This is a genomic window from Acinetobacter nosocomialis NIPH 2119, assembly GCF_000368085.1.
GTDB classification, from domain to species: domain Bacteria; phylum Pseudomonadota; class Gammaproteobacteria; order Pseudomonadales; family Moraxellaceae; genus Acinetobacter; species Acinetobacter nosocomialis.
This window is the reverse complement of sequence record NZ_KB849239.1, coordinates 3,472,060-3,484,850: the sequence shown is the minus strand read 5'-3', so window position 1 is coordinate 3,484,850 and position 12,791 is coordinate 3,472,060. Positions and strand designations below refer to the sequence as shown.

The 12,791-nt window shown below is 37.8% G+C and carries 10 protein-coding genes; 2 read left to right on the top strand and 8 right to left on the bottom strand.

Annotation, left to right across the window (positions count from 1 at the left end; all coding sequences use genetic code 11):
• Nucleotide 1: 1 nt before the first annotated feature.
• The 7 genes from astB to F984_RS20075 all read right to left on the bottom strand — a co-directional run bounded on the left by astB (nucleotide 2) and on the right by F984_RS20075 (nucleotide 10,669).
• On the bottom strand, nucleotides 2–1,345 hold the full coding sequence (gene astB / locus F984_RS20105; protein ID WP_002052272.1) for an N-succinylarginine dihydrolase: 1,344 nt from the start codon (nucleotides 1,343–1,345) through the stop codon (nucleotides 2–4).
• A gap of 17 nt (nucleotides 1,346–1,362) precedes the next feature.
• On the bottom strand, nucleotides 1,363–2,832 hold the full coding sequence (gene astD / locus F984_RS20100; RefSeq protein WP_004711744.1) for a succinylglutamate-semialdehyde dehydrogenase: 1,470 nt from the start codon (nucleotides 2,830–2,832) through the stop codon (nucleotides 1,363–1,365).
• Entirely contained in the window at nucleotides 2,832–3,863 is a 1,032-nt protein-coding gene (gene astA, locus F984_RS20095; protein WP_002052326.1) for an arginine N-succinyltransferase, read from the bottom strand. Before astA ends, astD begins: the two co-directional genes overlap by 1 nt.
• 18 nt (nucleotides 3,864–3,881) lie before the next feature.
• Nucleotides 3,882–5,096 carry an aspartate aminotransferase family protein gene (locus tag F984_RS20090; RefSeq protein WP_004711741.1) on the bottom strand — a complete coding sequence of 405 codons (1,215 nt, stop codon included), beginning with the start codon at nucleotides 5,094–5,096 and terminating at the stop codon, nucleotides 3,882–3,884.
• 138 nt (nucleotides 5,097–5,234) lie between these two features.
• On the bottom strand, nucleotides 5,235–6,506 hold the full coding sequence (locus tag F984_RS20085; RefSeq protein WP_002048804.1) for a Glu/Leu/Phe/Val family dehydrogenase: 1,272 nt from the start codon (nucleotides 6,504–6,506) through the stop codon (nucleotides 5,235–5,237).
• A gap of 1,037 nt (nucleotides 6,507–7,543) precedes the next feature.
• Nucleotides 7,544–8,977 (bottom strand): amino acid permease, encoded by a 1,434-nt coding sequence (locus tag F984_RS20080; protein WP_004711738.1) that lies wholly within the window; start codon nucleotides 8,975–8,977, stop codon nucleotides 7,544–7,546.
• A 414-nt stretch (nucleotides 8,978–9,391) separates the two neighbouring features.
• Entirely contained in the window at nucleotides 9,392–10,669 is a 1,278-nt protein-coding gene (locus tag F984_RS20075; RefSeq protein WP_004711737.1) for a hypothetical protein, read from the bottom strand.
• Between the two features lie 127 nt (nucleotides 10,670–10,796).
• Between F984_RS20075 and F984_RS20070 the strand changes: the two genes are divergently transcribed.
• Both F984_RS20070 and F984_RS20065 read left to right on the top strand, forming a co-directional pair.
• Nucleotides 10,797–11,591 carry a class I SAM-dependent methyltransferase gene (locus tag F984_RS20070; RefSeq protein WP_004711734.1) on the top strand — a complete coding sequence of 265 codons (795 nt, stop codon included), beginning with the start codon at nucleotides 10,797–10,799 and terminating at the stop codon, nucleotides 11,589–11,591.
• A 15-nt stretch (nucleotides 11,592–11,606) separates the two neighbouring features.
• Nucleotides 11,607–12,140: a hypothetical protein gene (locus F984_RS20065; protein WP_004711732.1), complete on the top strand. Its 534-nt coding sequence runs from the start codon at nucleotides 11,607–11,609 to the stop codon at nucleotides 12,138–12,140.
• 48 nt (nucleotides 12,141–12,188) lie between these two features.
• Here F984_RS20065 and F984_RS20060 read toward each other — a convergent pair whose 3' ends face one another.
• Nucleotides 12,189–12,761, bottom strand: coding sequence for a hypothetical protein (locus F984_RS20060; protein WP_004711731.1), 573 nt, complete (start codon nucleotides 12,759–12,761; stop codon nucleotides 12,189–12,191).
• Nucleotides 12,762–12,791: the final 30 nt, after the last annotated feature.

The following is a 12,791-nucleotide window of genomic DNA, read 5'->3' as shown; positions in this document are numbered from 1 at the left end:
ATTATTTTTGGAAAGGATAAACCGAACCCAAACCTAAAATTTTGGTCAGTTCATCAAGCGCCATACGGCTTTCCATGAGTAGGTGCGGATCTGCCAAATCTTCTTGAGCTAAACGATCACGATAATGTTTATCTACCCACTGATTAAGCGTCATAAACAATTGATCATTCATAAGAACTTTTGGATTCACAGCATTTAATTCAGTTTCATTTAATGCCACTCGTAAACGTAAACAAGCTGGACCGCCACCATTACGCATACTTTCACGTAGGTCATACACTTGAATTGCATCAATTGGTGTACCCATTTGAATCATATCGTTCAAATAGCTCCATACCGCAGCATTTTGGCGAGACTCTTCTGGTACAACAATGGTCATGCCGCCATCTGGACGAGTCAAAATCTGGCTATTAAACAAATATGTTGCAACCGCATCGTCCACAGTAACGCGGTTTTCAGGCACTTCAATCGAAATAAAGTCTTCACCGATGCTTGCCATCTTTTGACGAATTTCAGCAAATGCCTGATCTTGATTTAAGAAAGCATGTTGATGGTGGAATAAAACCTGTTGGTTACTTACCGCAATCACATCGTTATGGAAAACACCCTGATCAATCACATCTGGATTTTGTTGAACAAAAACCGTATGTGCATCATCTAAACGGTGCAAACGCGCAATTGCTTCACTTGCCTCACGCGTCTGACGTGCTGGATAACGCTTTGGTCCCGGTAAACCATTATTTAAATGTTGCTGACCATAAACGAAGACCTGAACACCACGCTTAGCATAATCACCACCTAAACGATTGTGATTTGCTGCCCCTTCATCACCAAACAAAGCCACTTGTGGTAAAGCTTCATGGTGTACAAAGTGACGTTCATTTTTAAAGATGGCTTGTAAGACTTGGCTTGTAGTTTCAGCTTCAATTGAACGATGAAATTTATTGTTCAGGTTTGCTGCAGTAAAATGCACGCGCTCATCTTGGCTATCAGCCGAAGGTGAAACAGTTGCAGCATTTGCAGTCCACATTGGAGAAGCTGAACTTAAAGATGACAATAGCTCTGGTGAATAGCGCATTGCTTGAGCAACAACACTAATGTCATCTCCAGTAAAACCTAAACGGCGTAGCATTGGAACATGTGGGCGTTCATGCGGAGCAAGTACACCTTGTTTCATTCCCATATCAGCCAAGGCTTTCATTTTTAATAAGCCTTGTTTCGCTGCTAATTTTGGATTCGAGGTATTGTTACGGTTTTTGGTTGATGCTTCATTACCAAAAGACAAACCCGCATAGTGATGTGTTGGCCCCACTAAACCATCAAAATTTACTTCATATCCTTTCATTTTTTCTTTCCCTAGTGTTAAGGCAACACAATCCCTGGAGATAATTTTTCTGGCAACGTCAAACTTTCACTTTCAAGTGAAGCCATTGGCCAAGCACAGTAGTCAGCAGCATAAAACGCACTTGCACGGTGGTTACCCGAAGCTCCAACACCACCAAATGGCGCAGCACTTGAAGCGCCTGTTAATGGTTTGTTCCAGTTCACAATACCGGCACGCGCTTCAATGAGTAAGTCATCAAATAGTTCACGTTTTGGAGAAACCAATCCAACAGACAAACCAAAACGAGTTGCATTGGCAATTTTTAATGCTTCATCAAAACTGTCATAACGTTGAATGGTGGTAAGCGGACCAAAATATTCTTCATCTGGAATACCCGCCACACCTGTTACATCAACAATACCTGGAGTAAGTAGCGAGCTGTCTTCTTGAGGACGCGTCATTAGCAATAAACTTTTGGCACCAAGCTCAAGTAACTTTTGCTGAGCATTCATCATGTTTGTCGCAGCAACTGATGAAATTACACCACCCATAAATGGTTGTTGCTCATCATTCCAACGGCCAACTTTCAGGTTTTTAGCAACCTCAACAAAACGTTGAATAAATGCATCACCTTCAGCGCCATTTTTTACCAAGATACGGCGTGCACACGTACAACGCTGACCTGCCGAAACAAAAGCAGATTGAATAGTGAGGTTAACAACCGCATCAATATTTTCAATTTCATCAATAATCAATGCATTATTGCCGCCCATTTCAAGCGCAAGAATTTTCTCAGGCGCACCTGCCATTTGCTTATGCAAGTGGTAACCAGTGTTTGCACTTCCGGTAAACAATAAACCATCAATTTCATGAGAAGCAGCCAAGGCTTCACCAGTAGTACGGCCACCTTGAACTAAGTTCATTACACCATTTGGCAAACCTGCTTGTTGCCAAAGTTTTACAGTTTCTTCAGCAGTCCAAGGCGTTAATTCACTTGGTTTAAACACAACTGTGTTGCCAGCAAGCAAAGCAGGAACGATATGCCCATTTGGTAAATGGCCAGGGAAGTTATATGGGCCAAAAACAGCAAGTACACCATGTGGACGATGACGTAAAGATGCCACACCATCTGCCATTTCAGTTGAGCTTTCGCCAGTACGTTGATGATAAGCACGAATCGAAATCGCAACTTTGCCAATCATTGACTGAACTTCAGTTAACGTTTCCCAAAAAGGCTTACTGGTTTCTTGACTAATTACTTCAGCTAAATGTTTTTTATTTTCTTCAAGCAGCTTTGCAAACTTTTCTACAATTGCAACGCGCTCTGCAAAAGCTAAACGTGCCCATGCAGGAAATGCTGTACGTGCAGCTTGGCAAGCTTTTTCAACATCTGCAGCTGTAGCTTCAGTACCTGACCATACAGTTTGGTTATCAACTGGGTTTGTTTTTACAAATGTTGTACCGCTGCCTTGTAACCAGACACCGTTTATAAATAAAGAGTTTGACATCAGGATACTTCCATAGGATTTAGTGATAACACACGAACAGCGTGCCCTTCTTGTACACCGAGTTTTTCAGCTTGTTCATGGTTTAAATTTAGAATGTTATCTACGAGATCAAGCTTCATTAACATAGCCCGATAGTCGTGATAGTTATCATTGGCAACAAGGTATTGTGTTTTACCCACTGTAGCTTCATTAGTAATTTTGACAGTTAAAAATTGGCTTTCTTTAACTGCACGCAACTCATCAATATTGGCTTCAATGGTTGGACCTGCATCAAAAATATCGACATATCCTTGATAGCGTAAGCCTTCGGACTCAAGCACATGATAAGCAGGTAAAGTATGTGGATGCATTTTTCCAATCACTTCTTGTGCAGCCTTTGGTAAAAGGTCTACATAGACTGGAAAACGTGGCATAAGTTCCGCAATGAAAACTTTTTGGCCAATTCCACTTAAATAATCTGCTGTGGAGAAATCCATATTAAAGAAATGGTGACCAATCGCATCCCAGAAAGGTGAACAACCATTTTCATCAGAAAAACCACGCATCTCAGCAATAAGTTTTTTCTCAAAATATTGCTTAAATGCTGCGATAAACATAAAACGGATTTTTGATAAGAATTTACCGTTTTGGTTTTCACGACGTTCCGGATCTAAAAATAATGTGCAGAGCTCACTACTTCCCGTTCGATCATTACTTAAAAATAAAGTCGGTAATGCTTTATAGACATTTAATGCTTTTGAAGCATGTACTTGGGTTCCAACATGAAAGTTATACCAAGGTTCGATTAAACCCACAGCAACTTCAATTGCACTCACCCCAATAACACGTTGAGCTTCTGTATCCTCAAGAACAAACAAATAACCCTGTTCGCTCTTATGAACATTACCATTTAAAGTATTGCGAGTACGTGAAATTCGAGCCGAAAGCGTATCCATATTTTGTGGCAAGGAAGTCAGGCCAACACCTGACTTACCTGCTAATTTATAAATATCTTCAAGGTCTCGAAACTCGGCATGACGGACAATCATCATGGCTAGCTTTCCTTTTTTTTATTTAGCCAACTTTGCCAAAGCTCTTTTTAAACGAGCTATCCCTTCATCAATATCATGTTCAGGAATAATGAGTGAAGGTGTGAAACGAACTACGTTAGGCCCTGCGATTAAAGCAAGTAAACCTTCTTCACCTGCCCAAGTCGTAATATCTTTTGCTTTACCTGCATATTCAGCTTTTAATACGCAACCAATCAATAAACCTTGACCACGAATTTCATCAAAAACTTGATATTCAGCATTTAACGTATTTAATGCATCAAGGAAATATTGATGACGGTGTTTCACGCCTTCAAGTACTTCTGGTGTATTAATAAACTCAAAGACTGCGCCTGCAACTGCACTTGCCAGCGGGTTACCGCCATAAGTCGTACCGTGTGTACCCACTGAAAAATGCGACGCAAATTTATCAGTTGTTAACATTGCACCGACAGGGAAACCACCGCCCAATGCTTTTGCAGTAGTAAGCACATCTGGTGTAACACCGTAGTTCATGTAGGCATAAAGTGCACCTGTACGGCCGACACCTGTTTGCACTTCATCAAAAATAAGTAAGGCACCAAACTGATCACACAGTGCACGTAAACCTTTTAAAAATTCGATATCAGCAGGAATTACCCCGCCCTCACCTTGTACAGGCTCTACAATTACTGCACAGGTTTGCTCATTAATAACTGCTTTAGCCGCTTCTAAATCATTATAAGCAACATGGCTAATGCCGTTTGGAAGTGGTGCAAAGTCTTGTGAATATTTTGGCTGACCACCAGCCGAAACAGTAAATAAAGTACGGCCGTGGAAAGCATTGTTAAATGCCACAATGCCACTTTTGCCTGCAACACCGCTGTCGAGTCCAACTTTACGAGCAAGCTTTAATGCTGCTTCATTTGCTTCTGCACCTGAGTTACAGAAGAATACTTTGTCTGCAAATGTATTTTCAGTGAGTTGTTTAGCAAGACGCAGTACGGGTTCATTGGTATAACCATTGCCGACATGCCAAAGTTTTTTTGCTTGTTCTGTTAACGCATTAACTGCCACTGGATGCGCATGACCTAATGCATTTACTGCAATCCCGCCTGCAAAATCGATATATTCTTTATTTTCTTGATCCCAGATACGTGAACCTTCACCACGTACCGGAATGAAATTTGCCGGTGCAAATACTGGAACCATCCAGTCATTAAAGTTGCTTCGAGTTACAGAAATTGGCTGTTCCATGCTTACCTCAGTATCTATTTAATTTATTTAATCTGTCTTACTGTCTTTAATTCATTTAGAAAAAGGGACTGAACAAATAACCCTATACATCCTTTATATTTGCTCAGCCCACTTTTCCTAAAAGGTAATTTCCTCAGATTAGCCTGGGAAAATACCGCGTTCTTTACGAGCTTTTAAGATACGCTCACAAGCCAAGATGTAAGCTGCTGTACGTAAAGTACAAGCATTCTTATTCGCTGTATTCCAAACGTCATCCATTGCTTGAACCATCAACTTGTCTAAACGTTCGTTGATTTCTTCTTCGCTCCAGAAATAGCTCGCCATGTCTTGAACCCATTCGAAGTAACTTACAGTTACACCGCCGGCGTTACATACAACGTCAGGAACAACAACAATGCCACGCTCAACCAATACATCTTCAGCTTTAGGATAAGTCGGGCCGTTCGCGCCTTCCAAAATCAACTTAGCTTTAAGTTTTTCAGCACGCTCAACTGTGATTTGGCCTTCTAATGCAGCAGGAATAATGATGTCTACTTCAGCAGTCCAGAAATCTTCATCTGCAATTGATTGCGCACCAGCAAAACCGCCAACACCTTGGTTTGCGTTTACGTGCTCACGTAATGCAACAAGATCAATACCGTCAGCATTGAAAATTGTGCCAGTGTGGTCTTGAACGTGAGTGATTTTTGCTTTTGATTCAACAAATAAGAAAGCAGCTTCACTACCTACGTTACCAAAGCCTTGAACAGCAACTTTCGCGCCTTCAATTGGTAAGTTAATTTTTGCAGCAACTTCACGGCCAGTAACGAATACACCACGACCAGTCGCTTTAACACGTCCTAAAGAACCGCCTAAGTGAACTGGTTTACCAGTTACAACACCAGTCACTGTGTGACCTTGGCTAGTAGAATAAGTATCCATCATCCACCCCATGATATTGGCATTTGTACCAACGTCTGGAGCAGGAATGTCTTTTTGAGGTCCGATAATGTGACCAATTTCAGTCGTATAACGGCGAGTTAAACGCTCTAATTCACGAGTAGATAATTTACGTGGGTCAACACGGATACCACCTTTTGCACCACCAAATGGCAAGTTCAAAACAGCAGTTTTAATTGTCATCCATGCAGACAACGCCATCACTTCATTTAAATCAACATTTGGATGGTAACGAACACCACCTTTACCAGGACCGCGAGACAAGTTGTGTTGTACACGGTAGCCTTCAAAGTGCTGGATTGAACCGTCATCCATTACGATTGGTACATCAACAATAAGAGCACGCTTAGGGCGCTTTAAAGTATCGATATAATCAGCTAAGTGTTCTAGATATGGCGCTACACGGTCAATTTGTGCCAAGTAAGTTTGCCATGCATCGCTATGTTCGTTTACGTATGAAAGATCTGACATCTTTTTTCCTATATACCTACATAGACTCAGATGTGATAAATCCGTAGTCTTTATTATTCAGCAACCAAAACCTTGCAATAACAATGTTTTGATTTATTTATAAAATCTTCTGCTCTTCTAAAGCTTCAGACCTTTTAAATTCCATCTTGTGATATCAAAAGTAAGATTTACTTTTATATATCGATATCTTTTACAATCTTTCTCTTGCTCATCTGCTGTTTATAAAAAATGTCTTTATAAAAGCAAAAGTTCCACCGCAATCAACTCAAACAAGTCGATTGGAAATAAGTGCAAAAGAGGTGACATAACCGTTTGGGAGTTAAAAAGAACTAGGGTTCATAAAACAAAAAAACCATAAGTCCATGAAATTATTTTTGACTAATCGATAGATCCCTCCATTAGTCTTTTTAAATAAAAATTGTTCAATAATACTGCAAGCTTCACATCACTACTCAAGCTGATTAATCGCGCTTTCATATAGACATAAAATCTTTAAGTAAATATAGCACAGAGCAAGATAATTTAGAACATTTTAAAATAAACAAGCAGAGAAAAAATAATCAATTTCCCCGAAATTTTATAATAAAAAAGTAACAAAGCCTAAAAAAAGCCTCAGCCATAATAATTTTATTTTATGGAAATTAAAAAAATATTAAAATTAAAAATGGTTAAAAAATTACCATTTAATAACAATAACTTAATTAACAAAAAATTTCAAAAATCCTTCAAATTTTTTAGAAAATTTCATAATATTTTTTTGTACAGTCTTATTTAAAATAAAAAATAGAAATATAAAAATTACACAACTATTAAATAATCATGTTAAACATATACTTATTTAAAGACTTATAATAATTAGCTATTAATAACATTCCGATAAATGGTTAATTTATGAATCATTATTTGAATTTATTATTAAAATAAAAAAAACATTTTTAAAAAAAATATATAAAAGTACTCTTCTATGCACAATTTATAGACATAAAAAAAGGTCCCATGAGGGACCTCTTATCAACCAAATTAAGCAATAAATAGGCTTAGTTTGGAGCACTCTCTTTCTTACGATAAAAGACAAAATAGCTGATATAACACAGTAAGATAAAGATAATACAGCAGATAAATCCAACCTGCATAGATGGATCAAACACCATACTGATACAAGTGACTATACAAAATAGCCCACCTACAATTGGAGTAAGAGGGAAAAGCGGAGCAGCGAAACGTAAATCTTTTGCTGTCTTTCCTGACTTATACCATTGTCTACGGAAGTTAAATTGTGAAATACAAATGGCAATCCAAACAACAACCATTGTAAAGGCAGCAACACCTAACAAATTTTTGAAAATTGTTTCTGGTGCAAACTGTTCTGAAAGCAACCCAGGAATAGCACCAAACATCGTCACAATAATGGCAACAATAGGTGTGCCAGATGGTGTAAGTTTAGCGAAAATTTTAGGTAATTGATTTTTTGCTGAAAGCGACCACATCATTCGTGATGCAGCAAATAAACCAGAATTGGCAGCTGAAAGCAGCGCCGTAATAATTACGAAGCGGATAATGTCTTCTGCATACGGAATACCAATATAATTAAATACTGTCACAAATGGACTACTGCTCACATCATTTGCATTAAGACCAGCAAGATGAAATGGAAGCAAAGAACAAATGACAACAATTGTTCCCACAAAGAATATGAGCAAACGCCAAATCGCTGCATTAATTGCCTTAGGTACAGTCTTTGCCGGTTCCTCTGCCTCACCTGCAGCAACTCCAATAAGCTCAGTACCAGAGAAGGCAAAGTTTACAATGAGCATGGTTGTGAAAATTGGGAATAAACCGTGCGGGAACCAACCTTGAGCCGTTAAATTGCTGAATAAAGGCGCTGTTTCATGTCCGTGATAAGGAATAAAACCAAAAATTGCCAATAAACCCAAAGTAATAAATACAATAATTGTTATAACTTTAATCAGAGCAAGCCAGAACTCAGATTCGGCAAATAAACGCGTTGAACTAATATTAAGGAAAAAGACAAGACCACCAAAAAACAAAGTCCACGCCCAAACAGAAGTAGATGGAAACCATTCCTTAACCAGCAAAGCTGCGGCAGTAAATTCAGTTCCTAAAGTGGCGGTCCAAGTCAACCAATATAGCCAGGTAATCATATAACCTGTGCCTGGACCAATATAGCGTCGTGCGTATTCACCGAAAGAGCCCGATTCAGGCACATGAACCGCTAGCTCACCAAGACAGAGCATAACGGTGTAGGCAATCAAACCGCCCAAGAAATAAGAGATAATTGCGCCAATTGGGCCAGCTTGAGCAATTACGTCGCCAGACCCTAAAAAAAGACCTGTACCTATGGCACCGCCAAGGGAGATCATCACCAAATGTCGAGTACTCATTGCTCGTTTCAAAGGTGCAGAACTTCCATGTTGCGATGCATCATTATTCCGATAATTTAATGATTGCATATAAAAAACTGTAACGACAATTTAGTAAAAAATCATTTTAGGAGAAAAAAATAAATATGCAATTATCTTTGAATAGTGAAGCTATTTTAAGCACACCTTCTCAACACAAATAAAATTGCAATAAAAAACAATTAATTAATAGACTCCAAAGCAATCATTGTATTTTAAATAACCCAACAATATTTCTTTAATTTATATAAAACTAAAAACCATTAATTTTTAAATATAATAATTTTTCGCTTAATTTATCATGGCTACTTTTAGCCCTATATTTATTTAAAAATTAATCGCATTATTTATTTAAATAATGACTTTTGATTTTATATACAAATAAATTAATAAAAAAATATTTTTTGAGCAAAAAATAAAGCCCAAATTTGAAGATTTGGGCTTTATTTAATCAGTAAATTAAAATTAATAACTGGTCAGTACAAATTGTTGCGATGGTTGAACTGAACCTTCAATGTAGTCACAAACGCCTTGCTCATCACAATCTAAATTAAATTGCTTGTAGCTCAATGCAAAAAAATCAGCATATTGTTTAATGACAAACGGACTCATATCCGAGCTTAATGCATCACCTTGTTTGAATAATTTAATAATTTTTCGGTCATTCATACCTAACAAATAAATTTCATTATTTAATTCAATATGTGCAACTCCAGTCTGCTCTGTCACAATCGGGATCAGATACGATGTGTTTGCTAGCACAACATCTATAGCATAAGCTTCAAGCTTTAAATTAATTAAATTGAATACCAAGACTGTATCAGAGTGAGTCTGCAAACCTTTTTTATAAGTTGCAACTTGCTGAATGTACTGAATTTTAATTCCAAGCTTTTGAAAATCGTGCTCAGTTGCCTGCTTTGTCTTTAAAAGACTACGTGTAATCGCTTGCTTGAGCGGGTTATCTAAATAACGTTCATCTAATTGAAAATCATTTTGACGTAAAATTTTTAATAATATGCTGTCATGGTATGTCAGCACATTCGCAAGTACATTACGGTAATAGAATTTACTTTGTTTTTTGATTTTACGAACATGTTGATAGAAATACGTTTCATCAAATTCATGCTCAATAAAATCATGTAACAGACTTGAGCTTGCCAATACTGATAAAGCTTCATGCCCTGTAAAAGGTAAATGAACCGTATGTAAACTTGGCAATAGCTCTTTTATTTTTAAGTAATGTTCGCGATCGACAACAAAGTAAGGATCATAAACAATAATATATTCACGACTTGCATCTACATCTTGCAACTGAATTTGCATATCTTTATTTGCAACAGCATCAAAGAATTCAGCATAGCGGCGATCTTCAACCTGTTCAGGGTCAATTGAATATTGAGGTACAAATGCAACGATTCGATTCATATTTAAAAGGTTCGAATACTTGATTGCTGCATAGCCGCCCATTGAGCCGCCATAACCTACAATATTTTTAAAACGCTGAAGAATAGGCAAAATGGCTTTAGCCATTTCAACCATACTGGCTTTTGGGAACCATGATTTTTGTTTTGGCATAATCCCAATAACATTGTATTGGTACTTTATTAGAGACTTTTCAGCATTGATAGATAAGCCACTCGCTCGGGTAATCAAATCGCCAAAAGAGAGAACTAATGTATTAGAATCGCCTTGTAAAAAAATGGCTCTAATGTGTTCGTCTTCAAAAATAATTTGCTTATCCATGCTCACACCGAAAGAAAATTTACTCCCACATACATCGTCAAAAATGAAACAAAATAGGTGTTTTGCCAATTTATGATTGCGGAGTATCTTATTTTATAGATGCCAGTCAGATTAAAAAGCGCAAAATATGACACAATCCTTACATCCTACCGCTCAAAAAGGATTCAGCTCCGCTGCGGAGCTTTATCAGCAAGTTAGGCCGAATTATCCAGCAGAAATAGTCTGTTGGCTGCAAGAACGTCTCCAAATACATGAAAATTCTACTGTTATTGATCTTGGCTCAGGTACTGGCAAATTCTTACCCTACTTAAAACAAACACGTGCCAATATTATTGCAGTAGAGCCAATTGGCGAGATGTTACAACAGCTTCAGCAAGCATATACTGATATTAAAACTTTACAGGCATTTAGCCATGCTATTCCGGTAAATGATCAACAAATTGATGCGGTCATTTGCGCTCAATCTTTCCATTGGTTCGACAACATGGAAACACTGACCGAAATCCATCGAATATTAAAACCGCAAGGACATTTAGGTCTCGTTTGGAATCAGCGTGATGAGCGTACAGACTGGGTGAAAGCCTTAGCCGATTTTTTACTACCTCTTGAAGGCGATACACCGCGTTACCATAGTGAAAAGTGGAAAAAGGTTTTTGAAAACCAAAATTTATTTAGTTTTGACAGTTTAGAAACTTTTTCGCAATCACAGCATGGTACTGTCGAACAAGTGGTGAGTAAAAGATTACTCTCTACAAGTTTTATTGCAGCAATGACTGAAAAAGATCAATTACAGCTCAAGGCTCAATTTGAGAAAATTGTTTATGATTTTACAGGCCTAGGCCCACAAGATCAGATTGATTTTCCATATGTCACATATGCATATCACTTTCAAAAAAGTACGTCGTCAAATCATAGAGAATAGGTTCGGTTGAAAGCTATGTTAAAAAAAACGCCTCATATCATCTTAATGTCTTTGCTCAGCTCTAGCCTATTATTGACTGCTTGTAAAAAAGCAGATGAACCAGCAAAGACTGAGCAACCTCATACAAGTTCATCTACTGATCAGGTGATGGAAAAGCTCAATGAAAGGCCTGTTAAAAAGTTCGCAGCCACTGCTGACGATGCGCATGATATTGCTTTATTAGAAGACTATGACCGTCGCTTTACTGAAATGAGCGATGAAATGGAAACTGAGTTAGAAAAAATGCATGCGGCAGGTACACTCACCACAGAGTTTGAACAAAAACGTACACTTGATAATGTTCGCTCGGCATTGACCATGTTAAAAGACCTCGACTTAAAAACTGAACAAGGTCGCTATATTCAAGGCTTATTTTATCAATATTGGGAAAACCAAGAAAAACATATCAGTGATAAACAGGCCAATAAAGATGAACAAGTCAATCAACTTGCTGACTACTTACAAGCTCAGAACCAGTTGAAATACTGGAAAGCTTCACAGCAGCATTAATTTTATAGTGTGCAATAAAAAGCCTTCTGAACAAGAAGGCTTTTTAATTTATATATTTTGTTTTTCAACCCAATGAATCGATTGAACACGGAATAACTCACATGCACCATCACCTGTATCAGTTGAGGTTAAAGATGATCGCCAAACTAAATTTTTATCTTTAATTTCGACCAATTCACCTTTGAGGTATACCAAGTCACCGCGTTTAACTCGTTTAATTTGTTGAGCAATTTGAGGACTCGCAGGAATGATGTGCATATTAGACACCATTTGCATCGCTTGCTCAGCAGGTACAGGAAGCTTACTCATTTTCCAGTTTAAATAGCGGTCATACTGTTTAACTGAAATGGTACGAGCAATATCTGGTTGAGCAAATAGCCCCCAACTTACCGCATAATCGATCGGTGAAAACTTAGCTTGTTCATCATTTTTATAAATTTTTGAACCTAAAATTCTAAAATTGCCTTGAAATGGCTGTAACACAGAAATTGACTGATCTTTTTCAATCGGTAACAAACCATTTGCAATATTATATTCACCAGAAATAGAGGCCGTCGAAGCAAAAGCTGAGCTGATACATAAAGAGGCCAATAAGCCTAGCATTACATGTTGTTTTTTCATCGCTTTATACCTCAAATATTACTAGATCAA